Origin of the sequence: Leifsonia stereocauli, from assembly GCF_038432415.1 — a bacterium.
In the GTDB taxonomy this organism is placed as follows: domain Bacteria; phylum Actinomycetota; class Actinomycetes; order Actinomycetales; family Microbacteriaceae; genus Orlajensenia; species Orlajensenia stereocauli.
This window is the reverse complement of record NZ_JBCAUN010000001.1, coordinates 776,082-799,560: the sequence shown is the minus strand read 5'-3', so window position 1 is coordinate 799,560 and position 23,479 is coordinate 776,082. Positions and strand designations below refer to the sequence as shown.

General features: G+C 68.5%; 22 protein-coding genes. 13 read left to right on the top strand and 9 right to left on the bottom strand.

From position 1 onward, the window contains the following. The first annotated feature begins 87 nt into the window (after positions 1 to 87). The 7 genes from AADV74_RS03945 (at position 88) to AADV74_RS03915 (ending at position 11,193) form a co-directional block, all read left to right on the top strand. Positions 88 to 1,572, top strand: coding sequence for an SDR family NAD(P)-dependent oxidoreductase (locus AADV74_RS03945; RefSeq protein ID WP_342112042.1), 1,485 nt, complete (start codon positions 88 to 90; stop codon positions 1,570 to 1,572). Positions 1,573 to 1,684: 112 nt separating this feature from the next. Then, positions 1,685 to 2,536 carry a hypothetical protein gene (locus AADV74_RS03940; protein ID WP_342112040.1) on the top strand — a complete coding sequence of 284 codons (852 nt, stop codon included), beginning with the start codon at positions 1,685 to 1,687 and terminating at the stop codon, positions 2,534 to 2,536. Between the two features lie 80 nt (positions 2,537 to 2,616). Beyond that, positions 2,617 to 5,178, top strand: a complete 2,562-nt coding sequence (gene pepN / locus AADV74_RS03935) for an aminopeptidase N (protein WP_342112038.1) — start codon at positions 2,617 to 2,619, stop codon at positions 5,176 to 5,178. Between the two features lie 118 nt (positions 5,179 to 5,296). Next, the gene (pepN, locus tag AADV74_RS03930; RefSeq protein ID WP_342112036.1) at positions 5,297 to 7,885 is read left to right on the top strand and encodes an aminopeptidase N; all 2,589 of its coding nucleotides are present in this window, start codon (positions 5,297 to 5,299) and stop codon (positions 7,883 to 7,885) included. A 12-nt stretch (positions 7,886 to 7,897) separates the two neighbouring features. Next, on the top strand, positions 7,898 to 8,971 hold the full coding sequence (locus tag AADV74_RS03925; RefSeq protein WP_342112034.1) for a mechanosensitive ion channel family protein: 1,074 nt from the start codon (positions 7,898 to 7,900) through the stop codon (positions 8,969 to 8,971). A 4-nt stretch (positions 8,972 to 8,975) separates the two neighbouring features. Then, positions 8,976 to 9,434, top strand: coding sequence for a globin (locus AADV74_RS03920; protein ID WP_342112032.1), 459 nt, complete (start codon positions 8,976 to 8,978; stop codon positions 9,432 to 9,434). Positions 9,435 to 9,543: 109 nt separating this feature from the next. Continuing rightward, on the top strand, positions 9,544 to 11,193 hold the full coding sequence (locus AADV74_RS03915; RefSeq protein ID WP_342112030.1) for an FAD-binding dehydrogenase: 1,650 nt from the start codon (positions 9,544 to 9,546) through the stop codon (positions 11,191 to 11,193). A gap of 20 nt (positions 11,194 to 11,213) precedes the next feature. On the opposite strand, the gene AADV74_RS03910 is transcribed toward AADV74_RS03915, so the two are convergent. Beyond that, positions 11,214 to 11,885, bottom strand: coding sequence for a DUF8185 domain-containing protein (locus AADV74_RS03910; RefSeq protein WP_342112028.1), 672 nt, complete (start codon positions 11,883 to 11,885; stop codon positions 11,214 to 11,216). Positions 11,886 to 11,967: 82 nt separating this feature from the next. On the opposite strand from AADV74_RS03910, the gene AADV74_RS03905 reads away from it, so the two are divergent. Further along, positions 11,968 to 12,840 (top strand): acyl-CoA thioesterase, encoded by an 873-nt coding sequence (locus AADV74_RS03905; RefSeq protein ID WP_342112026.1) that lies wholly within the window; start codon positions 11,968 to 11,970, stop codon positions 12,838 to 12,840. Here AADV74_RS03905 and AADV74_RS03900 read toward each other — a convergent pair. The 4 genes from AADV74_RS03900 to AADV74_RS03885 all read right to left on the bottom strand — a co-directional run bounded on the left by AADV74_RS03900 (position 12,736) and on the right by AADV74_RS03885 (position 16,411). Next, entirely contained in the window at positions 12,736 to 13,917 is a 1,182-nt protein-coding gene (locus tag AADV74_RS03900) for a GtrA family protein (RefSeq protein ID WP_342112024.1), read from the bottom strand. The two genes, AADV74_RS03905 and AADV74_RS03900, sit on opposite strands and share 105 nt — an antisense overlap. Position 13,918: 1 nt before the next feature. Then, on the bottom strand, positions 13,919 to 14,971 hold the full coding sequence (locus tag AADV74_RS03895; RefSeq protein WP_425287244.1) for a phosphodiester glycosidase family protein: 1,053 nt from the start codon (positions 14,969 to 14,971) through the stop codon (positions 13,919 to 13,921). Positions 14,972 to 15,122: 151 nt separating this feature from the next. Next, positions 15,123 to 15,905 (bottom strand): anti-sigma factor family protein, encoded by a 783-nt coding sequence (locus tag AADV74_RS03890; RefSeq protein ID WP_342112022.1) that lies wholly within the window; start codon positions 15,903 to 15,905, stop codon positions 15,123 to 15,125. Beyond that, positions 15,902 to 16,411, bottom strand: a complete 510-nt coding sequence (locus AADV74_RS03885) for a sigma-70 family RNA polymerase sigma factor (protein WP_342112020.1) — start codon at positions 16,409 to 16,411, stop codon at positions 15,902 to 15,904. Before AADV74_RS03885 ends, AADV74_RS03890 begins: the two co-directional genes overlap by 4 nt. A 178-nt stretch (positions 16,412 to 16,589) precedes the next feature. Here AADV74_RS03885 and AADV74_RS03880 point away from each other — a divergent pair, with 178 nt between their 5' ends. Both AADV74_RS03880 and AADV74_RS03875 read left to right on the top strand, forming a co-directional pair. Beyond that, entirely contained in the window at positions 16,590 to 17,081 is a 492-nt protein-coding gene (locus AADV74_RS03880) for a Rieske (2Fe-2S) protein (protein WP_342112019.1), read from the top strand. Between the two features lie 3 nt (positions 17,082 to 17,084). Continuing rightward, a complete protein-coding gene (locus AADV74_RS03875) occupies positions 17,085 to 17,603 on the top strand; it encodes a hypothetical protein (protein WP_342112017.1) in 519 nt (172 codons plus the stop codon). Positions 17,604 to 17,642: 39 nt separating this feature from the next. Here the strand turns inward: AADV74_RS03875 and AADV74_RS03870 are convergent, their stop codons facing one another. From AADV74_RS03870 to AADV74_RS03855, 4 genes are read right to left on the bottom strand one after another with little or no spacing between them, the layout of a single operon-like run. Further along, on the bottom strand, positions 17,643 to 18,137 hold the full coding sequence (locus tag AADV74_RS03870; RefSeq protein WP_342112015.1) for an acyl-CoA thioesterase: 495 nt from the start codon (positions 18,135 to 18,137) through the stop codon (positions 17,643 to 17,645). A 16-nt stretch (positions 18,138 to 18,153) separates the two neighbouring features. Next, positions 18,154 to 19,836 carry an energy-dependent translational throttle protein EttA gene (gene ettA / locus AADV74_RS03865; protein WP_056162357.1) on the bottom strand — a complete coding sequence of 561 codons (1,683 nt, stop codon included), beginning with the start codon at positions 19,834 to 19,836 and terminating at the stop codon, positions 18,154 to 18,156. A gap of 5 nt (positions 19,837 to 19,841) precedes the next feature. Next, the gene (locus tag AADV74_RS03860) at positions 19,842 to 20,327 is read right to left on the bottom strand and encodes a DUF6993 domain-containing protein (protein ID WP_342112010.1); all 486 of its coding nucleotides are present in this window, start codon (positions 20,325 to 20,327) and stop codon (positions 19,842 to 19,844) included. 55 nt (positions 20,328 to 20,382) lie between these two features. Continuing rightward, complete coding sequence (locus tag AADV74_RS03855; RefSeq protein WP_342112009.1) at positions 20,383 to 20,916, bottom strand: single-stranded DNA-binding protein; 534 nt, start codon at positions 20,914 to 20,916, stop codon at positions 20,383 to 20,385. A 233-nt stretch (positions 20,917 to 21,149) separates the two neighbouring features. Between AADV74_RS03855 and mgrA the strand changes: the two genes are divergently transcribed. The 3 genes from mgrA (at position 21,150) to AADV74_RS03840 (ending at position 23,461) form a co-directional block, all read left to right on the top strand. After that, positions 21,150 to 22,157 carry an L-glyceraldehyde 3-phosphate reductase gene (gene mgrA / locus AADV74_RS03850; protein WP_342112007.1) on the top strand — a complete coding sequence of 336 codons (1,008 nt, stop codon included), beginning with the start codon at positions 21,150 to 21,152 and terminating at the stop codon, positions 22,155 to 22,157. Positions 22,158 to 22,160: 3 nt separating this feature from the next. Then, positions 22,161 to 23,111 carry a DMT family transporter gene (locus tag AADV74_RS03845; protein WP_342112005.1) on the top strand — a complete coding sequence of 317 codons (951 nt, stop codon included), beginning with the start codon at positions 22,161 to 22,163 and terminating at the stop codon, positions 23,109 to 23,111. Positions 23,112 to 23,203: 92 nt separating this feature from the next. Then, positions 23,204 to 23,461, top strand: coding sequence for a hypothetical protein (locus AADV74_RS03840; RefSeq protein ID WP_342112003.1), 258 nt, complete (start codon positions 23,204 to 23,206; stop codon positions 23,459 to 23,461). Positions 23,462 to 23,479: the final 18 nt, after the last annotated feature.

The following is a 23,479-nucleotide window of genomic DNA, read 5'->3' as shown; positions in this document are numbered from 1 at the left end:
GTATTGACGCCGGATGGCGCATGACGCCGCCGGCGCACTTCGGGCGCGCGCAGCATTCTCCCGGCCGCCCCGGGATAGAATCCCCGGATGCCCTCCGACCCCTCGTCCCCTGATTTCGCGCCGCAGATCGACCCGGCGGAACTCGAGACGACCCTCCGCGTCCTCGCCGCCCTGAGCGACCTCGACGAGAACGATCCCGACTTCGACGCCGTGCGCCGTGCAACCGCCAAGATGTTCAAGTCGGTGAAGGTGACCCGCCGCGCGGAGAAGCGCCGCGTCATCGCCGACGCCGACCGCCAGGTCATCGCGGCGACCGCGACGGGCGCACCCACCCGGATCGACGACGAGACCCGGGGGGCCGACCTGGTGAGCGGAACCGACGCCCGCACCGCCGGCGAACTCCAGGTCGCGCGCCCCTGCTACATCTGCAAGGAGCGCTACACCCTCGTCGACTCCTTCTACCACCAGCTCTGCCCGAGCTGCGCGGCGATGAGCCACGCCAAGCGCGACGCCCGCACCGACCTCACGGGGAAGCGCGCGCTGCTCACCGGTGGTCGGGCGAAGATCGGCATGTACATCGCGCTGCGCCTGTTGCGCGACGGCGCCCACACCACCATCACGACGCGCTTCCCCCGCGACGCCGCCCGTCGTTTCGCCGCCATGCCCGACTCGGCCGACTGGCTGCACCGCGTGCGCATCGTCGGCATCGACCTGCGTGACCCCGCCCAGGTCATCGCGCTCGCGGACGACGTGGCGGCACAGGGTCCCCTCGACATCCTCATCAACAACGCCGCCCAGACCGTGCGTCGCTCCCCCGGCGCGTACTCGCCCCTGGTCGACGCCGAGGCCTCGCCGCTTCCCGACGGCCCGTTGCCCGAGATCGTGAGCTTCGGCCACACCAACGACGCGCATCCGCTCGCCCTTGCTGATTCCGTGGCGAGTCATCCGATCCTCTCCTCCGGCCTGTTCGCCGGAACGATGACCGCCGACGACCTCACCGCACTCGCGCTCGCGCCGGGCTCCAGCTCCCTCGCGAAGCTCGCAGATCGCACGGCCATCGACGCCGGTGGACTCGTGCCGGACCTGCACCACACCAACAGCTGGGTGGCGAACGTCGAAGACGTCGACCCGCTCGAGATGCTCGAGGTGCAGCTCTGCAACACCACGGCACCCTTCATCCTGGTCAGCCGCCTGCGTCCGTCACTCGCCGCGAGCGAGGCCAGGCGCACCTACATCGTGAACGTGTCTGCGATGGAGGGCGTCTTCGGTCGCGGGTACAAGGGCCCAGGGCATCCGCACACCAACATGGCCAAGGCTGCGCTCAACATGCTCACCCGCACCAGCGCCAAGGAGATGCTCTCCGATGGCATCCTCATGACCAGCGTCGACACCGGCTGGATCACGGATGAGCGCCCCCACCCGACCAAGGTGCGGCTCGCCGAGGAGGGCTTCCACGCCCCGCTCGACCTGGTCGACGGCGCTGCCCGTGTCTACGACCCGATCGTGCGCGGCGAGGCAGGCGAAGACCTCACCGGTGTGTTCCTGAAGGACTACAAGCGCTCCGACTGGTGAGGTCCAGCGGCCCGTCATGCGCGACCGGATCGGATTGACCTGCTGCGCGGCCCGGTGATCGGGTGGAGAATGTGGGCATCGCCGCCCGATCGGGCGCAGCGACGGAATCCGCGTGCTGATCATCATCGTCCTCTGTTCCGCAGCGGTCGCGGTCGGGCTGGCCATGGCCGTCATCTGGGGTGGGCGTGAGATCAGGCTGCCCCCGCAGCCGATTCCGAATGCCGGACAACCATGGGCTCGTCGGCACCTCGCCGGCCTTCGTCTCTATGCCTGGTGGGCCACGCTCCTCACCGTGACCGGCATCGGCTCGGGCATCGTCGCCTCGGGCGCCGGAGGCCGCCTGATCATGCGCGCGCTCGCCGCGACCTCGCCGGAGGCCATCGGGCGACTCACCGAGGCGTCCGAGGTCGTGGGTGACGTCACCCCGATCGGCACGCTCGCCTATCTCCTCTTCGCCGGAATCCCTTTCGGTCTCGGCTCGACCGTCATCTACTTCATCGTTCATCCCTGGCTTCCTCGCGGCCGGAGGCGCGGTCCGGCGTTCGGGCTGCTGCTGCTCGTGACGATCGCGCCGTTCTCCGATCCGCTCCGTGCCGACAACGTCGACTTCGACATCGTGGGACCCGGGTGGCTAGCCGTCGCCCTGTTCTCGGTACTCGCCGTTCTCCACGGCACCGTCGTGGTCGCGATCGCCGGACGCTGCAGCGAAGCGCTCCCGCTCCTGTCTCGACGGAACTGGGGCGCTGGACTACCGCTGGCGGCAGCCGTCGTGTACGTCCCGCTCGGAGCCGCTCTCGCGATCGTCGCGGTGGGTGCGTTCCTTCTCCCCCGCGCGCTGCCGTGGACGATCGGCATCCTCAGCTCGCGTGCCGGAATCGTGACGGGACGGATCTTCCTCGGCGTGCTGACCGTCCTCGCCATCCCGGCCTTCGTGATGGCCATCGTGTCGATCACGACTCGCTGATCGCAGGAGCCGCGGCGACTACGCTGGATACTCGGACACGATCCGATCCACCCACTCCCCTCACGCCGCAGGAGGCACCGTTGCCCGGAGAGAACCTCACCCGTATCGAAGCCGAGGAGCGCGCCGGCATCGTCGCCGTCGACAGCTACGACGTCACCCTCGATCTGACGACGGGTGATGAGACGTTCCGCAGCGAGACCACTGTGCGCTTCACCGCGACCGAGGGCGCATCCACCTTCATCGACGCCATTACGCGCACCGTGCACGCTGTCACGCTCAACGGCACCGCCCTGGATCCCGTCGCCGTCAGCGACGGCGTGCGCATCCAGCTCGACGGCCTCGGTGCCGAGAACGAGCTCACCATCGTGGCCGATGCCATCTACACGAACACCGGCGAGGGCCTGCACCGCTTCGTCGACCCCGTCGACGGCGAGGTCTACCTCTACAGCCAGTTCGAGGTCCCAGACTCCCGCCGCATGTTCGCGGTGTTCGAGCAGCCCGATCTCAAGGCCACCTTCCGCTTCACGGTCACGGCGCCGGCCCACTGGGAGGTCGTGTCCAACTCCCCGACGCCCGAGCCGACGGCGGCATCCGGCGATGCATCGGCCGACGCCAGGACGTGGGCTTTCGAGCCCACCCACCGCATCTCGAGCTACATCACCGCCCTCGTCGCCGGCCCGTACTCCGTGGTGCGGAGCGACCTCACGAGCCGCGACGGCCGAACCATCCCGCTCGGCATCTTCAGCCGCAAGAGCCTCGCCGAGTTCCTCGACGCCGACTACATCTTCGAGAAGACCCGCCAGGGTTTCGCCTACTTCGAGGAGAAGTTCGACTACGCCTACCCGTTCACGAAGTACGACCAGCTCTTCGTGCCCGAGTTCAACGCCGGTGCCATGGAGAACGCCGGAGCCGTGACCTTCACCGAGGTCTACGTGTTCCGGTCGAAGGTGACGGATGCCATCAAGGAGCGTCGCGTCGTCACGATCCTGCACGAGCTCGCCCACATGTGGTTCGGCGACCTCGTCACCATGAAGTGGTGGAACGACCTCTGGCTGAACGAGTCGTTCGCGGAGTGGGCATCGACCATCGCCACGGCCGAGGCCACCGAGTGGCACGAGGCCTGGACCACCTTCAACTCCATGGAGAAGAGCTGGGCCTACCGTCAGGACCAGCTGCCGTCGACCCACCCGATCGTCGCAACCATCAACGACCTCGAGGACGTGCTGGTCAACTTCGACGGCATCACTTACGCCAAGGGCGGATCGGTGCTCAAGCAGCTGGTCGCCTGGGTGGGCATCGACGCGTTCTTCACCGGCGTCGCCGCCTACTTCAAGAAGCACCAATGGGGTAACACCACCCTCGCCGACCTGCTCGCCGAGCTCGAGACCGCCAGCGGCCGCGACCTGTCCGGCTGGGCGAAGCTGTGGCTCGAGACCGCCGGCGTCAACACGCTTCGCGCAGACATCGAGACGGATGCCGCAGGCACCATCACGGCGTTCGCCGTCGAGCAGACCGCCATCGAGGCCTACCCGACCATCCGCCCGCACCGTCTCGCCATCGGCTTCTACTCGCTCCAGGACGAGAAGCTGGTGCGCACCCACCGCGTCGAGCTCGACGTCGACGGCGCCCGCACCGAGGTCGCCGAGCTGGTCGGGCTCACCCGACCAGACCTCGTGCTGCTCAACGACGACGACCTCGCCTACGCGAAGATCCGCCTCGACGAGGCGTCGCTCGCCGTCGCCCTCGAGCACCTGCACGCCTTCGAGAACCCGCTGGCACGCTCACTGGTGTGGGCATCGGTCTGGGATTCCACCCGTGACGCCGAGGTATCGGCGAGTGACTTCGTGCGTCTGGTCCTCGGCAACATCGCCTCGGAGACCGAGTCGACGACGTTGCGCATCGTGCTCGGCCAGGCCGTACTCGCCGCCTCTGCCTACACCGACCCGAGCCACCGCCCCGAGACCGTCACCGCCCTGGCGGACACCTTCTGGTCGCTGGCGCAGCAGGCGGAGGCCGGCAGCGACGCGCAGTTCCAGTTCGTGAAGTACTTCGCGTCGATCGCCGAGTCGTCGTCGCACGTCGGCGAGCTCGAGTCCCTCTTCACCGGAGAGTCCACGCTCGAGGGTCTCGACATCGACACCGACCTGGGCTGGGAACTGCTGATCGCACTCGTGGCGGCAGGCCGGGCCGACGAGAGCGACATCGACGCCCGCCTCACCGAGGACAACACGGCGACAGGCGCCCAGTCGGCTGCCCACGCTCGGGCCGCGATCCCCACCGCCGAGGCCAAGCAGGCCGCCTGGAACTCCCTCGTCGAGGTGGACACGGCGCCGAACACCATCGTGCGCACCACGGGCCTCGGCTTCCAGCGCGCCGACGACACCAGCCTGCTCGAGCGATTCGTGCCGCAGTACTTCGAGATGATCGGCCGCGTCTGGGAGGACCGCAGCTACGCGATCGCCGAGTTGCTGGTCGAGGGGCTCTACCCCTCCGGGCTCGCGAACCAGGAGCTCGTCGATGCGACGCGCGCCTGGCTCGACGCGAACCCCGGGGTGCCGGCGCTGCGTCGCCTGGTGATCGAGAACCTCGCGGGAGTCGAACGTGCCCTGGCCGCCCAGGCGCGAGACGCTCTCACCGACTGATCCCACTGACCGGCTGATCACCGTCTGCTGAGAAGCCGGCCGATCAGGCGCAGTTCCACCACATCACCTGCACGAGAACCACCACCAGCACCAGCACCACACCGACGGAGGCACGCCCTTGCCCGCTGCGAACCTGACCCGCACCGAAGCCGAGGAGCGAGCCTCCGTCGTGCGTGTGCACGACTACACGGTCGCTCTCGACCTGACCCGCGGACCGGATGTGTTCGGAAGCGAGACGCACGTGCGCTTCGACGCCACGCCGGGTGCATCGACCTTCATCGAGGCCTCCACCCGGGTCATCCATGCGATCGAACTCAACGGCGTCGCGCTGCCGGTCGAGCTGGGCGATGGCACGCGCATCCGTCTCGAGAATCTGCAGGCCGAGAACGTTCTGCGAGTGGTGTCGGATGCCGCTTACACGAACACCGGCGAGGGCCTGCACCGCTTCGTCGACCCCGTCGACGACGCCGTGTACCTCTACACGGAGTTCGCCGTGGCCGAGGCGAACCGGGTGTTCGCGGTCTTCGACCAGCCGGACCTCAAGGCCACGTTCCAGTTCACCATCACGGCTCCCGACGACTGGCAGGTACTGAGCAACGCACCGACGCCGCTACCGGATGCCGGTGTCGCCGACGGCACCGCCGTCTGGGAGTTCCCGGCCGGCCCCGTCATCTCGAGCTACATCGCCGCCATCATCGCGGGGCCCTATGCGGTGTGGCGCGATGTCGCCGAACTGCCCGGCGGCCGCAGCATCCCGCTCGGACTGTTCACTCGTGCCTCCCTCGCGCAGTACGCGGACCCGGCTGTGATGTTCGACACCGTGCGTGTCGGCCTCGACTACTACGAGCGCAGCTACGGGGTCGAGTACCCCTACGACAAGTACGACCAGATCTTCGTTCCCGAATACAACTGGGGCGCCATGGAGAACGTCGGCGCCGTCACCTTCAACGAGTCGTACCTGTTCCGATCGAAGGTCTCCGAGCACCGTCGGCAGCAGCGGACCGTCGTCATCCTGCACGAGCTCTCGCACATGTGGTTCGGCAACTCCGTGACCATGAAGTGGTGGAACGACCTCTGGCTGAATGAGTCGTTCGCCACCTGGACCAGCACCATCGCAGCGGCATCCGTCACCGAATTCACGGATGCCTGGGCCACGTTCACCTCCGTCGACAAGACTCGCGCGGCCATGCAGGACCAGCTTCCGTCGACGCATCCGATCGTCGCCACCATCAATGATCTCGAAGACGTCGAGGTCAACTTCGATGGCATCACCTACGACAAGGGCGCTTCGGTGCTCAAGCAGCTCGTGGCCTGGGTCGGCCTCGATGAGTTCTATGCCGGAATCAGCATGTATCTTCGCAAGCACGGCGGCGCCAACGCCACGCTCCGCGACCTGCTCGACGAGCTCGAGGTCTCGAGCGGCCGCGAGCTCACGGACTGGTCGAGGCTCTGGCTCGAGACTGCAGGGGTCAACGCCCTGCGGGCCGAGTTCGAGACCGACGCCGACGGCCGATTCACCGCGTTCGCCATCGCCCAGACCGCCACCGCCGATCACCCGACGCTGCGGCCGCACCGCCTCGCCATCGGTCTCTACGACCTCGACGACGCTGGAGCGCTCGTGCGCACGCGCAGAGTGGAGGTCGACATCGACGGCGCCACCACCGACGTGCCCGAACTCGTCGGCGTGACCCGCGGAGACCTCGTGCTCATCAACGACGACGACCTCACGTACGCCAAGATCCGTCTCGACGACGACTCGCTGGCCACGGCCGTCGACCACCTCTGCGACCTCCAGGATCCCGTGGCCCGCGCCCTCATCTGGGGTGCGGTCTGGGACACGACCCGTGACGGTGAGACGCCGGCCGGCGACTTCGTGCGGCTCGTCCTCGGCAACATCTCTCACGAGGACCAGTCATCGGCCCGCGGCACGGCGCTCTCGCAGCTGGAGCTCGCCCTGGGGCGCTACGTGGAACCGGCCGCGGCCGAGCAGGTGGCCGCAGACTGCGGCGATGCACTGTGGGCCCTCACCGTGCTGGCTGAAGCCGAGTCCGATGCGCAGCTCCAGTTCGTGACGAGCTTCATCCGCATCGCATCAACGGCGCCGCACCTCGACATCCTCGCCAGTCTGCTCGACGGCTCAGTCGCGCTGGAGGGCCTGGCCATCGACACCGACCTGCGCTGGGAGCTCGTGATCGCGTTGGCCGCCGGTGGTGCGGCGACGGATGCCGACATCGACCACGCTCTCGCCTCCGACGACACGGCCAAGGGCCGTCAGTTCGCCGCCACAGCCCGCGCCGCGCGACCCGACGCCGAGGGCAAGCTCGCGGCATGGACGCGCGTCGCCACCGACGCGAGCCTCTCCAACGACATGGCGCGCGCCATCGCCACGGGGTGGGGGCGTTCCCGCCCGGCATCACTGCTCGAGGCCAGCGTCGAGCCGTACTTCGAGATGCTCCAGCGCGTGTGGTCGGAGCGCAGCTACACAATGGCCGAACTCATCGTCGTGCGGCTGTTCCCGTCGGCCCTCGTCACGCCGGAGGTCGCTGCAGCCGCCAACACCTGGCTCGCCGAGAACGACGGGCCGCCCGCCCTCGTGCGCCGCATTCGCGAACTGGTGTCGGAGCTCGAGCGTGCCCTCGCCGCCCAGCGCACCGATGCCGCCGCACGTTCAGAGGACGCCCAGATCAGCGCGTCCGACGCTCGTTAGACTGGCGCATCTATGAGTTGGTGGACAGAGTTCTGGGACACGTTCGACGCCGCCTTCTGGGCTGCCTTCACAGCGAAGGTCGTCTCCGTCGCCGTGATCGTGATCGTGGCGCTGTTGCTGCGCTGGGTGCTGCACTTCGTCATCGAGCGGGTGGTGCATCGCATCGTGACCGGCGCCAAGAAGGGGCAGCCGAGTGACGACACGCAGGCTATAGCGGCCGCCTCGCCGCTTGCCGCAGTGCGCATCGTTCAGCGCACCCGCACGCTCGGCTCGGTGCTGAGCAACGTCGTCAACGTGACGATCTTCATCGTCGCCGTGCTGATGATCGTGAGCACGATCAGTCCCGACATCCTCGGGTCGTTCGCCCTGCTCTCCGCCGCGATCGGTGCCGGGCTCGGTTTCGGCGCCCAGAACATCGTGAAGGACGCGCTCAACGGGATCTTCATGGTCATGGAGGACCAACTCGGGGTCGGTGACGTCGTCGACACCGGGCCGGCAACGGGAATAGTCGAGGCCGTCGGCATCCGGATCACGCAGATCAGGGATGTCAACGGCACGCTGTGGTTCGTGCGCAACGGCGAGATCCTGCGCGTCGGCAACATGTCGCAGGGCTGGGCCCGCGTGATCATCGACCTCGCCGTGCCCTACGAGGCCGACGTGGAGGCCGTCGAGAAGGCGATGCTCGACACTGCGCTCGACTTCGCCGCGACGCCGAAGTGGCGCAGCCGCGTGCTCGAGAAGCCCGAGCTGTGGGGAATGGAGTCGATCTCGGCCGAGGCCGTCGTCATCAGGATCGTCGTCAAGGTGCGCACCTCGGCGAAGGATGACGTCTCGCGCGAGCTGCGGATGCGCCTGAAGAAGGCTCTCGATGCGATGGGTGTGAAGCTCCCGTCGCTGAACAGCATCGTGCTGAGCGGCTTCGACGGCGCAGCGAGCGTCAAGGGGGCGAAGCCCCCGCGTACGAAGCCTCTCGAGACCATCCCGCCCAGCAAGAACACGGCTCCCCGGCTGCCGCGCCGCGTGCGGGCTGCGAAGAAGCCGCCTCAGACACCGCCGACTCCCCCGAACCACGAGCCGGAGGGCTGACGCCATGACCGATCCCACCCAGCCTGCAGCAGCCGTTCCCCCGGCCGCCGTGCACCTCCGCGACGGCGAGAACGGCACACCCGTCACGGAGACCCTCTACGAGCAGATCGGCGGCCACGCCACCTTCCGGAAGCTCGTGCACGAGTTCTACATCGGCGTCACCGACGACCCGGTCCTGAAGCCGATGTACCCCGAGGAGGACCTCGGGCCGGCCGAGGAGCGCCTCACCCTCTTCCTCGAGCAGTACTGGGGCGGGCCAGGCACGTACAGCGCCCAGCGCGGCCACCCGCGACTGCGGCTTCGGCACCAGCCGTTCAAGGTGAACCCCGACGCCCGTGACCGCTGGCTCGCCCACATGCGACACGCCGTCGACACTCTGGCTCTGTCGCCACTCCACGACGCCACTCTGTGGGATTATCTCGAACGCGCGGCCTTCGCGATGGTCAACACCTTCGACGACTGAGCCCGCACGTCACGCGACGGCACCACCGGGCACCGTCCGCGGCATCCGCAGCCCCAGCGCTGCACCACCCCGTACCACCCCACTGCATCACCCGTGACGAAGGAGCCACATGTCTGAACCCGCCGACGCCATCGTGGTCGGAGCCGGCCTCGCCGGTCTGACCGCAGCAGCCGAACTGGTGCTCGCCGGCAAGACGGTGATCCTGGTGGAGCAGGAACCCGCCGCATCCTTCGGCGGACAGGCCTGGTGGTCGTTCGGCGGCCTCTTCCTCATCGACTCGCCCGAGCAGCGCCGCATGGGAGTGAAGGACTCTCGAGACCTCGCCGCGCAGGACTGGTTCGGATCTGCCGGCTTCGATCGCGAGGAGGACGAGTGGGGGCGTCGCTGGGCCGAGGCCTACCTCGACTTCGCCGCCGGCGAGAAGCGCGCCTGGCTGCACCAGATGGGGGTGCGCTGGTTCCCCGTCGTCGGCTGGGCGGAGCGCGGCGGCTACGGCGCCGTCGGCCCCGGCAACTCGGTCCCCCGCTTCCACATCACCTGGGGCACGGGCCCGGGCGTCGTCGCGCCGTTCGCCGACCGCGTGAAGGCCGGTGAGGCAGCCGGCCTCGTGCGCCTCCGTCACCGCCATCGTGTCGACGGTCTCATCGTCGAGGACGGCGCAGTCGTCGGAGTGCACGGCGCCGTTCTGGCTCCGGATGCCGCAGACCGAGGAGCGCCGAGCAACCGCGACGTCATCGGCGAGTTCAGGTTCGAGGCTCCGGCGGTCATCGTCGCCTCCGGCGGCATCGGCGGCAACCACGACCTGGTGCGCGCGCAGTGGCCGAAGCGTCTCGGCGAGCCCCCCGCGACCATGCTCTCGGGCGTTCCCGCGCATGTGGACGGCCGGATGCTCGGCATCACCGAGCAAGCCGGTGCCCGCCTCGTCAACGGCGATCGCATGTGGCACTACACCGAGGGCATCACGAACTATGCGCCCGTCTGGGACAGGCACGGCATCCGCATCCTGCCCGGTCCCTCGTCGCTCTGGTTCGATGCAGAGGGCAAGCGCCTGCCCGGCCCCCTGTTCCCGGGCTTCGACACGCTCGGAACCCTGGAGCACATCGTGGCGACGGGCCACGACTACAGCTGGTTCGTGCTCACCCAGAAGATCATCGAGAAGGAGTTCGCGCTGTCCGGCAGCGAACAGAACCCCGACCTCACCGGGAAGGACCTCAAGCTGCTCGCGCAGCGCGTCAAGGCCGGTGCCCCGGGCCCGGTGGAGGCGTTCAAGGAGAAGGGCGTCGACTTCGTGGTCGCGGACACCCTGCCCGAGCTGTTCGTGGGCATGAGGAAGCTGTCTCCCGATGTCGAGCTCGACTTCGCCGGCATCGAGCGCGAGATCGTCGCGCGCGACCGGGAGATCGAGAACGAGTTCTCGAAGGACGCGCAGGTCAACGCACTCAGGAGCGCACGCAAGTACCGCGGCGACAAGCTCATCAGGGTGGCGAGCCCGCACCGCATCCTCGATCCTGCTGCCGGTCCGCTCATCGCGGTGAAGCTGCACATCCTGACGCGCAAGAGCCTCGGCGGCATCCAGACGAACCTCGACGGACAGGCTCTCGCGGCCGACGGCACGCCGATCACCGGCCTGTATGCGGCCGGAGAGGCCAGCGGCTTCGGCGGCGGCGGAGTGCACGGCTACCGCGCCCTCGAGGGAACCTTCCTCGGCGGTTGTCTCTTCACGGGCAGGCAGGCCGGACGGGCGGTCGCGCAGCTCTGAGCCACCGCGTTACGCGAGGCTCAGCCCTTGAGCGACCACGCCTTGCGACGGATGAGCACGTGGCCCCGCTTGGAGGTCAAGCGGGTCCACGGTCCCGTCTCGAAGACGTTGACCGGGTCGTCGGCGTGCAGGAAGCCCAGGCTGAGCGCTGCGAAGGCCGCGCCTGCCGGAACGTGCTCGAGACCGTCGATCGGGCGACCCCAGACCTCGGCGCGAGCACGGGTCACGAGCTGCTCCCCGGTGCCCGTCGGCACGGCGTCGGCGATCTCGGCGATGCCCGCGTGGGCGGCGAGTTCCAGGTGGACGGCATCCGTCGCCCCCTGAGGGTGCCAGCCACCGCGTGGCGGCGAGATGCCGGCCCACGTGACGCTGCCGACCTCATGTGGCACGCCGATCTCGGCCGGTCCATCTCCGCCAGCACTCTCCACACGCGCGAGGCGGTCGAGCAGCGACCGGCTGGGGACGACGGCGTCGAAGGAGCTCGTGTCGGCCAGGGCGAAGGTGCGCAGGCCGAGCACCGTCGGCGTCTCGTCGAGGAGGCCGCGCGGGTAGAGGATCGCGGTGTAGACGGCGAGCACGCCGGAGCCTGCGATCAGGCGCACGGAGCCGTCCTCCACGCGAGAGGCTCGGGACAGGTACGTGGTGAGATCGCCGACGCTCGGGCGGTCGGTGAGAAGGATTGACTGGCTCATCTGCCCTCTAAACTACCGGAGGGACGGGCCGCGCCTCGCATCGGTGAGCCCCCACTCCGCGCGATACGAACACGAGGTTGACATGACGAACCCCATCGACGGCCTGCTCGACGTGCTCGATCTGGTCGATACCGGGGCACGCACCAACGAGGACATCTTCACCGGCCCGAGCCAGTGGATGCCGCACGGTCGCGTCTTCGGCGGCCAGGTGCTCGCGCAGTCCGTCGTCGCCGCCAGCCGCACTGTGCCGGACGACCGCGCCGTGCACTCGATGCACGGCTACTTCCTGCGTCCGGGCGACGTCAACCTGCCGATCACGTTCTCGGTCGACCGCATCCACGACGGCCGGTCCTTCGCCACCCGACGCACGCAGGCCTATCAGAACGGCGTGCCGATCCTCTCGATGATCGCGTCGTTCCAGGATCCGGATGACGGGGTCGACCACCAGATCGAGATGCCCGGCGACATCCCGGCAGCCGAGTCGCTGCCGACGACGGCAGACCTGATCGGGCACATCGACCACGACGTGGCCCGCTACTGGTCCACAGAACGCGCCTTCGACGTTCGCCACGTCGAGTCCCCCATCTTCCTCTCCGTCGAGGGCGAGCGGGTAGCCCATCAGGCCGTCTGGATGAAGGCGGCCGGGCCATTGCCCGACGACGACAGGCTGCACAGGGCCGCCCTGGCCTACGCGACCGACTACTCCATCCTCGAGTCGCCGATGCGCCGCCACGGAGTTCCGTGGGCCATGCGGGGACTGAGGGTGGCTAGCCTCGATCACGCCATGTGGTGGCATCGATCGGGCCGCGTCGACGAGTGGATGCTCTACGTGCAGGACTCCCCCAGCGCCTCAGGCGGTCGGGGCCTGGCGCGCGGAAGCATCTTCAGCGCCGATGGCGTGCTGCTGGCCAGCGTCGCCCAGGAGGGCATGATCCGGGTCCCCGACGCCCGCTGAAGCCTCCGGCACGCGAGCCGCATCCGTGGCTCGTCGCCCGAAGACGAAACGGCGCTGCACCTGGAAGCCGACGAGATAGAGCACACCGTCGGTGAGCAGCTTCGCCGGGAGCAACGGCATGCCGGCGCCCGTGAGGACCGCGAGCCAGACGTAGCTCGTGGCCAACAGTGCCACCGCGAGTGCCGCATAGCGCAGGGCTGATCTCCGGATGCCGGTCGGCCGCGTCGACCGGAAGACGAGATGCCGGTTGACGGCGAAGTTCACGCTCGCGCTGGCCAGCCGAGCCCCGACCGCGGCGCTGGGCAGGGACCCCGTGAGGGCGAACAGGACCAGCAACCCGACGGTGTCGACGACAGCGGCCCCGAGCGACGAGGCGGCGAACGCCAGGAACGGCAACAGCACCCGCGCAGTGTCGACGACGGGCCGGAAGTGCGACGAGGCGTTGTTGTCGAGATACACGGTGTCGATCGGAATCTCCCGGATGTGCAGCCCCTCGCTCGCGGCGCGGATCAGCACAGTGAGTTCGTACTCGAACCTGTCACCGCGCACGCCGAGCAGCCAACGCAGGGTGGCCGCGGGGTATCCGCGCAAGCCGGTCTGGGTGTCGTGCACGGTCTGCCCCGTCGCCAGCCTGAAGGCCCCGCGGGCAGCCGCGTTTCCGGCGCGACTGCGCCGCGGCACGGTACCCGTGAAGCGGCGTCCGCCGAGCACGATCGCCGGGCGGGCGTCATCGTCGGCCGTGCCGTCGACTGCGCGTTCCTCGAGTGCATCGGCGACACGCAGAATGTCGACGACTGTGTGCTGGCCGTCGGCATCCGCCGTCACCACGGCGACGCCGGGATGCTCCTCGAGCACATACGCGAATCCGGCCTTGAGGGCCTGGCCCTTTCCACGGTTGCGACGCCAACCGATGACCTCCGCCCCCAGAGCAGCGACGGTGGCGAAGACCGCCGAGTGGGAGTCGCCACTGCCGTCGTCGACCACGACGACCGACGCCGCCTTCCGCTCCGCCCTCATCGCGCGGACGAGCGCGATGAGCTTCGCATCGGGCTGGTAGGCCGGGATGAGCACGATCACGTCATGCCGCCGGGTTCGCGATGTAGAGGATGTCGCTGGTGCCGCGTTCCTCACCCGTGCCGAGCGGGTCGTTCACCAGCTGGCCGTCGAAGTACATGGTGGAGGAACCGCCGCCGTCGATGTTGTAGGCGGTCGTCGCCCCGAGGCCCTCCATGATCTGGGCGAGCCCGGTCATCGTCACCCCGGCGCTGTAGCCGGGGCTGCGGCCGTCGACGACCACGAAGACGAGGTGGTTCTCGTCGATCACGCCGATGGCCGTGCGCGGCTGCTCGCCCTGGATCGAGTGATTGCCGAAGTTCGTGTCGACCTCGACGTCTTCGATCCCGGCCACGGTCTCCCCGCCCTCGACGATCGCAGGACCGAAGGAGAGCGTGTTCCAGACCCCGTCGGCCACGAGCTCGTCTGCTGAGGTGGCCGTCTCGTCGTAGACCTTCACGGTCCCATCGCGGTAGAAGGCCAGTCCCTCACGAGTACCGGCGTCGCGGTAGACCACACCGTTGCGGATGACGATCCCGGTGTCGCGGAAACCGTAGTAGTCGCCGTTGATCGCGAAGATCGCCGCGTTGTCTCCGGCGATGTCGGAGGTGGTCTCGGTGATGTTCTCGCCGTAGCTGTCCTGTGCGAAGGCCGAGCGCAGGGTGGTGGCATCCGTCAGCGACACGTCGGCGACGTAGTACGTCACGGTGGCATCGCCTGAGCCCGTCGTCACTGTCGAGATGCTGATGTCGGCCGAGTCGGAGCTGAGCGAGGTGTCTGTGACGACGGCCGAGGCATCAGTGGTGTCGTCGTCGGTGGCGCCGGTCACGCCGGTCGCGCCGGTCGCGTCGGCTTCGGATGCCGTTCCGGTCCCTGCCGACTGCTCTGCTTCGTACTCCGACACATTCGCAATGGCCACGTGCGGGATCACGAACCTGTCGAGGGCCCATGCCGAACCGCCTCCCATGGCGAGTGCCACCACGGCCGCAGACGCGACGATGACCCGTCGTGGATGGCGGCTCCTCGCTTCGCTTGGGGCGTGCGGGGCCGACGGCTCTGGCGTCTCTTTCTGGCTCATGCCTCAGTTCTAGGCGGCGAGCTTAGGCACCAGCCCTGCCGGGGATATGGGCAGGGTATGGCTCGGGGGCACTCAGCCTGTGACGGCGCTGTGAGGATGCCATGAGGGGACCGCCTCGCCATCGGCGCGCGATACCTGCCCACAGCCCGGGTCAGTGCTCGAGCTCGGCCTGCAGCAGCACGTCGTCGGAGCCCAGGGCGCGGATGTCGACCATGGTGATGCGGTCGATGGGCACGTCGGTCGAGCCGTCGGCGCGCACGTCGGTGCCCGGGGCTGCGCTCCAACTCGAGACCAGGCGCGAGTCTCCCGCGTCGTCCGTCACGTAGAGGCCGTAGCGATCGGATGCCGCGGAACCGCCGCCGCTGCCGCTGTCGCCGTCGCCGTGCCGGTCGTATCCGCCGCCGCTGTCGCCGCCGTTCTTGTATCGGCAATGCGTCGACAAGGCGGTTCCCCACGCCTCCCCCACCACCCTGACGTCGGCACTCAGGGCGGTCTGGCCGGTGCTGTCGAGGTGCACGGTCTCGGCCTGCGCCGCCGGCGGGCTCGCCACCCCGCCGATCGAGAGCACCAGAGCGACGGTCACGGCCGCCACGCCGAGCGCTGCTGCCACGACGATGCGGGTCCGGCGGCGGCGGGGACGCGGCGCAGCTGCGTCGCGGAGCGCGCTCGGTGCCGCGACAGGTACCGGACGCGGTTCGAGCGGCGACAGTGGCGCAGACGCCCGCTGCCCAGGCTCGACGTCTGCGGCATCCGGGATCTCCTCGATCGACACCCGCGACAGCAGCCCGGGCACACCGGAGACCTCGGCCACGGCAGCACTGCAACGCGGACAGGTCGAGAGGTGGTCCTCGTAGTCGAGACGCTCGCGCGAGCTCAGCGCCCCCAGCACGTAGGCGGCGTCCCAGTCCGAGAAGGCATCCGTGGTCGCGCTCATCGTCCGGTCACCCCGCGTTCCTGCAGGGCGAGGCGCAGTGCGCGCAGGGCGTAGTGCAGCCGCGACTTGACGGTCCCGCTGGGAACGCCGAGCTCGTCGGCTGCCTCGGCCACCGATCGTCCGCCGTAGTAGACGGTCACGAGCACGGCACGATGGTCGTGGCTCAGCTCGCCGAGGGCGTCGGCGATGAGCCAGCGATCGAGGGCGGCATCCGTCGCATCGGCCTCCATCACCTCGGGAACGTCGTGCATGGCGAACTCCTGCTGCACCCTGGCGCTCCTCCTGTCGTCGATCACGAGATTGCGGGTCACCGTGAACAGCCAGGCGCGTGCCGAGCTCTCGGACTGGTCGAGGATCTCCGGGCGCCGCCAGGCCCGCAGCATGACCTCCTGGACGATGTCATCGGCCAGTGCCCTGTCGCCGGTCAGTCGCACGACGTAGCGCCAGAGCGCCGGCGCGTGCTCGTCCTGGATGACGCGCAGAGCCTCGGCCCGGTCATCGCTCACGAGAGCACCTCCATCGTTAACACGAATGGCGCACGTCTTCGGTTCAGTCGTACTCCCGGAAAGCTCGGTTGAACCTTTCGCGATGCTGCGCCGTGTTCCCTGTAGAACCGTCTTCCCTCCAGAACTGCAAAGCTACTCCGGCTTCATCCAGCACCCATCGAGAGGATCGACCCGCACCATGACCGAGCAGAAGATCATCACGCGCCGAGCAGCACTCGTCATCAGCGGAGCCGGCGCGAGCGCCATCGCCCTCGCAGCGTGCACTCCGGGCACCGATACGAGTTCCACGCCTGCCGATTCCCCGACGACGGATGCCGCCACTCAGGCACCGTCGAGCTCGTCCTCGGCCGCTCCCGACAGCGGAGCCGCATCCGGAACCGAGGTCGCGAAGCTCGCCGACATCCCCGTCGGCGGGTCGATCGACGCGAAGCTCGGCGCCGACCCGATCGTGCTGGCGCAACCGACAGCCGGTGAGGTGGTGGGCTTCAGCGCCATCTGCACGCACCAGCAGTGCGTGGTGGCCGCCGCGGTGACCGAGTTCGACTGCCCCTGCCACCAGTCGCGGTTCGATGCCGCGACCGGTGAGCCGTTCCCGGGCAGCAAGGCGCTGACAGGTCTCGCGAAGCTCACGATCACCGTCGACGGCGACGCAGTGCTCGCGTCGGCGTGAGCAGTGGCATCCGACATCATGGACTACTCGATCAACGGACTCCCGCTGCACATCCTCATCGTGCACGCCGTCGTCATCGTGGTACCCGTCGCCGCGATCGTGGTGCTTCTGGCGGCGGTCTGGCGACGGGCGAGGCGCTGGTTCGGACTCGTGACGCCCATCCTCGGTGTGATCGCTGCGGTACTCGTCTTCGTGGCGAAGGAGGCGGGCGAATGGCTGAAGGATCGCCTGCCCGACTCGCCGCTGATCCAGGAGCACACCGATCTCGGCGACACCCTGCTGCCGTGGACCATCGCGCTGGCGGTGCTCTCCATCGTCGTGCATGTCTGGTACCGCGTGGTCGAGAAGCGGGCCGCCGATGATGCCCCGTCGCCCCTGGTGCGGCGCATCGTCGCGATCGTGCTCGCCGTCGCGGCCGTCGTCGTGGTGCCGGCCGGCATCATCACGACGGTGATCATCGGCGAGTCCGGATCGCGCGCGGTCTGGGAGGGCTCGTTCAGCGACACACCGCTCGAGGAGTAGCCGCTCGCCGTCGTCGCTGCGCTTGTGCGCCCGCGGAATTCAGCGGGCAGGGTTGCGCTTCGTGAACGCCACTGGCTCGTCGAGATAGGGAGTCCACGACGCCCGCTCGTGATCGCTGATGCGTCGTGGGCGACCGGATGCGGCATCCACCAGCACGATCGTCGTCGCCGCCCGGGCGTAGAGCACCCCCGGCTCGACGCCGACGGGCGACCACACCTCGTAGCAGACCTCGAGGCTCGCGCCGCCCATGCGCCCGATCCAGAGCCGGACGTCGAGCGGCAACCGTTGGTAGGGCACCTGCGCGAGGTACTCGACCTCTTGGCGGGCGATGATCGTGAGGGTCTCAGCACCCGGGCGACCGTCGAGCACGGCGGTCGAGGCGCCGACGGCGGTGTCGCCGTCGACGGCCTCGTCCGTCTCCCAGAACGCCTGGATGCGCGCCTCCTCGAGAAGGCGCAGCATCGAGGCGTTGTTGACGTGGGCGTAGGCGTCGAGGTCGCTCCAGCGCAGCCGGATCGGGACGTTGAGCCTCACAGGTCGAACCGACCGCTCAGTCGCGGGTGAGCTTGCGATAGGTCGAGCTGTGCGGCTTCGCGGCGTCGGCCCCGAGTCGCTCGATCTTGTTCTGCTCGTACGACTCGAAGTTGCCCTCGAACCAGTACCAGTTGCCCGGGTCGTCCTCGGTTCCCTCGTACGCGAGGATGTGCGTCGCGATGCGGTCGAGGAACCACCGGTCGTGGGTGATCACCACGGCGCACCCGGGGAATTCGAGCAGGGCGTTCTCGAGGCTCGACAGGGTCTCGACGTCGAGGTCGTTGGTGGGCTCGTCGAGGAGCAGGAGGTTGCCGCCCTGCTTGAGCGTGAGCGCCAGGTTCAGGCGGTTGCGCTCACCACCGGAGAGCACGCCGGCAGGCTTCTGCTGGTCGGGTCCCTTGAAGCCGAAGGTTCCGACGTAAGCGCGCGACGGCACTTCCATCTTGCCGACCTGGATGTAGTCGAGACCGTCGGAGACGACCTCGAACAGGGTCTTCTTCGGGTCGATACCGCCGCGGGTCTGGTCGACGTAGGAGATCGAGACGGTCTCGCCGACCTTGACCTCACCGGCATCCGCCGGCTCGAGGCCGACGATGGTCTTGAACAGCGTGGTCTTTCCCACACCGTTCGGACCGATGATGCCGACGATGCCGTTGCGCGGAAGAGAGAAGCTGAGCCCGTCGATGAGCGTGCGGTCGCCGAAGCCCTTCTTCAGGTTCTTGACCTCGAGCACGATCGCGCCGAGACGCGGTCCCGGCGGAATCTGGATCTCCTCGAAGTCGAGCTTCTTCGTGCGTTCGGCCTCGGCCGCCATCTCCTCGTAGCGGGCGAGACGGGCCTTCGACTTGGCCTGGCGGCCCTTCGCGTTGGAGCGCACCCAGTCGAGCTCCTCGGAGAGGCGCTTGGAGAGCTTCGCGTCCTTCTTGCCCTGGACGGCGAGACGCTCCTGCTTCTTCTCGAGGTAGGTGGAGTAGTTGCCCTCGTAGGGGTAGAGACGACCGCGGTCGACCTCGGCGATCCACTCGGCCACGTGGTCGAGGAAGTACCTGTCGTGAGTCACGGCGAGCACTGCACCGGGGTACTTGGAGAGGTGCTGTTCGAGCCAGAGCACGCTCTCGGCGTCGAGGTGGTTAGTGGGCTCGTCGAGGAGCAGCAGATCCGGCTTCTGCAGCAGCAGCTTGCAGAGTGCGACACGACGCTTCTCACCACCGGAGAGGTGGCCGATCATCTCGTCGCCCGGCGGGCAACGGAGCGCGTCCATGGCCTGCTCGAGCTGGGAGTCGAGGTCCCAGGCGTCGGCGTGGTCGATCTCCTCCTGCAGGGTGCCCATCTCGGCGAGCAGGGCATCGAAGTCGGCATCGGGCTCGGCCATCGCGAGGGAGATCTCGTTGAAACGGTCGACCTTCGCCTTGATCGGGCCGACACCCTCCTGCACGTTCTCGAGCACCGTCTTGGTCTCGTCGAGAACCGGCTCCTGCATCAGGATGCCGACGGAATAGCCCGGCGTCAGTTTGGCCTCGCCGTTGGACGGCGTGTCGAGTCCGGCCATGATCTTGAGGATCGTGGACTTTCCGGCACCGTTCGGACCCACGACGCCGATCTTGGCGCCGGGGATGAACGCCATCGTGACGTCGTCGAGGATGAGCTTGTCGCCCACGGCCTTGCGGGCGCGGACCATCGAGTAAATGTAATCGGCCATAGCGCCTACCAGTCTATGGGGCGCGTCTCTCCCAGCAGACAGGCTCCCTGACCAGAGGGGGCGGCGACCTCGCTGTGGTAGCCACCGGATGCCGGCCCGTACTGTCCGACCAGGCATTCGCCGTTGAACAGCACGGACCACTGGACGCTGTCGGCCTGGAGGTCGACGGCCGTTCGGTCTGGAGTGACCTGCATGGCGGCCTTGTCGAACCCGCCGGCGACGAGTGCGTCGACGAAGTCGCGCCCTCCGGCGGCGGCGTTCGCGACGATCACGGCGTTGTTGACGAGGTCGAAGTAGTCGAGGTTCTCGCCGGCCGAGAGTCCCGGCTCCAGTTCGGGGACCGCCGGGGCCGTGGGCGTTGGCGTGGACGACGCGGTGGGCATCGCGGTCGTCGGCGAGGGAATCGGAGCCGCAGGGGTGCAGGCGCTGAGCGCCACGACCGCACCGACGGCGAGTGCCGCACCGGTCAGCATCCGATTGCGTCGACGCACGCTCCGCTCCTCCTCCGCCACCCCACGGAGGCACACCCAGAGTCTAGGGTCGCGGTCAGAAGGGAGTGTCACCAGCTCCGACGAGGGCAGGGGCTTCGGAGGGCTCCGAGAGCGGCACCGTCCACCCGCTGCGTTGGGCGGCCTCCTCGCCGCCGCCACCACCCGTTCCGGGCTGCCTGTGCTCGGACTGCTGCGCCTGCAGATCAGTCGTATCCTGCGACGCCGACTCGGTCCGGTGCGTCTTCGAGTAGGTACTGGTCCCCCACGCGAGGTTGTGCCCGACGGCGTCGGCCTCGAGGTCGACAGCCGTGCCGCGACCCTTGTCGTTCTCCCACGTGCGCACCCGCAGCCTTCCTGAGACGATCACGTTGTCGCCGCGATGGACCGACTGCTCCACATGCTCGCCGAGGGTGCGGAACGCCTCGACAGTGAACCAGCTGGGGTCGGCGTCGACCCACTCGTTCTTCTTCCTGTCGTAGTACCGCTCGCTCACGGCGATACGGAAGGTCACTTTGCGCGCGCCTCCGGGAAGGATCGCCGCCGTCGGATCCGTTCCGACGTTTCCGACGATGGTGATGGGGTTCGACATGGCTTCCTCCGTCTGGTCTCCTGCCCCGACGCGTTCGCTCCGGGGACGCGGCCCGCGCCGTTGCCACCCGTGCCTGGAAAGCTCCCGGGCGGGCCGCGTTGAACACATGCTGGCGGGATCCGGAATCGTGCCTCTGGCGAGATCCGCTGTCCGTTCGAAAGCGGATGCGAGCCTCGCGCTGGGGAGGAGCCGCACGCCACACGGGCGTCGCCGCCGAGCCCTAGGCTGACCTCATGCCTTATGTCGCCGACCCCACCCGCTATGACGAGATGACCTACCGCCGCACCGGCCGCAGCGGCCTGAAGCTCCCGGCGCTGTCGTTGGGCCTCTGGCACAACTTCGGCGACGAGCGCTCGACCGACGTCCAGCGCGCGATCCTGCGCCGGGCCTTCGACCTGGGCATCACGCACTTCGACCTCGCCAACAACTACGGCCCTCCCTACGGTTCGGCCGAGACCAACTTCGGTCGCATCTTCGCCGAGGACTTCCGTGCGTACCGCGACGAGGTGATCATCTCGAGCAAGGCCGGCTACGACATGTGGCCCGGCCCGTACGGCGACTTCGGATCGCGCAAGTACCTGCTCTCATCGCTCGACCAGTCGCTCGGGCGTCTGGGCCTCGACTACGTCGACATCTTCTACTCCCACCGCCCCGACCCCGAGACTCCCATCGAGGAGACCATGGGCGCGCTCGCGAGTGCCGTGCAGCAGGGCAAGGCGCTCTACGTCGGCATCTCGAATTACGACCCCGAGCAGACCAGGGCCGCTGCCGCGGCTCTCGCCGAGCACAAGATCCCCCTGACGATCCACCAGCCGCGCTACTCCATGTTCGACCGTCACATCGAGGACGGCCTGTTCCCGGTGCTCGACGAGCTGGGCACGGGCAGCATCGTGTTCTCGCCCCTGGCCCAGGGGCTGCTCACCGACCGTTACCTCGACGGCAAGGTTCCGTCGGACTCGCGCGCGGCCACCAGCCGCTTCCTCTCGGAGGACAGCATCGACTCCGACTACCTCGAGCGTCTGCGAGGGCTGAAGACGGTGGCGGATGCCCGGGGACAGTCGATCGCACAGCTCGCCCTGTCGTGGGTCCTGCGGCACTCGACTGTCACGAGCGCACTCGTGGGCGCGTCGAGCGTGGCACAGCTGGAGCAGAACGTCGCCGCCCTCGAAGCGCCGGCGCTCTCAGCCGAGGAGATCGCTGCGATCGAGCCCTTCGCAGTGCACGGCACCGGCCAGCGCTAGAGAGTGGGCTACCTCTACGCACTGGCGGCCGCACTGCTGTTCGGCATGAACGGGTCGGCCACCAAGGTGATCGTGGAGGCCGGCATCACGCCGGCGCAGCTGACGTTCTGGAGGGTGGCATCCGTCACCGTCATCGCAGGTGCCATCCTGCTGGTGACCAACCGTCGCGCATTCCGCATCACGGGGCGTCAGCTCGCCGTCATGGCGGCGCTCGGCATCTTCGGCGTCGCCCTGCTCCAGTGGACCTACGCCGTCGCCGTGAGCCTGCTCCCCGTCGGCATCGCCCTGCTGCTCGAATACCTCGCGGTCCTCGCTGTCGCCGTGATCGCGAGGGTGGTGTTCAAGGAGCGGGTGAAGCCGCGCATCTGGACCGCTATCGCACTCGTGCTCATCGGCCTCGCCGTCGTCGCGCAGATCGGGCAGTCGACACTGAACCTCGTCGGGGTGCTGTTCGCGCTGGCCGCCGCGGCCACGCTGACGGTCTACTTCGTGGTGGGCGAGCGCCAGGTCGGGGCGACGTCGCCGCTCGCCGTCGGCTTCTGGTCCATGGGCTTCGCCACCGTCTTCTGGGGCGTGCTCAGCGGATGGTGGGAGATCGATCCCGCGCTGCTGGGTTCCACGGTGCCGTTGGGCGGCAACCTGGAGGGAGTGAGCGTTCCCCTCGCGATTCCGCTCCTCTGGAACGCGGTGCTCGGCTCGTTCGCGCCGTTCCTGCTGTCGCTGCTCGCACTCAAGCACCTCACGGCAACGGCTGCCGGCATCACGGCATCCTCCGAGGTGCTGTTCGCCTTCGGAGTCGCGTGGCTCTGGCTGGGCGAGACCCTCACGGCCGTGCAGTTGCTCGGCGTGGCTCTGGTCACCGTGGGCATCGTGCTCGCCCAGACGGCTCGCACCGGCAAGGTCCTCGACGCCGATCTCGCAACCGGAACCCTGGCGGCCGAGAAGCTGTTCTGAATCGTCTTCCTCGTTCGAACGGATGTCGGTGGTCGCTTCTAGCCTGATGGGACAGAAGAAAGCACCCGGGCCGGCGCTCACGAGGAGACAGCATGACTGCAACGATCGAGATCCGTTCCCTGCGACCAGGCACCGCCCTCGACGCGCGTGTTCCCGGCCTGGAGTTCGCGCCGGTGCGCGCCGACCTCTGGCGGGTCGTCACCGATCGGGGCGACGTCCGCGGTCACATCGAGCGCCTCGGCAGTGGAGACCTCGGGCGTTTCACGGCGAGACTCTCGCGCGGCGGCTCCCGCACGCTCACGCTCGGCGAGTTCTGGACCGCACAGGCGGCGGCGGAGAGTTTCGCGTAGCTCGAGCCGTGGTCGAGC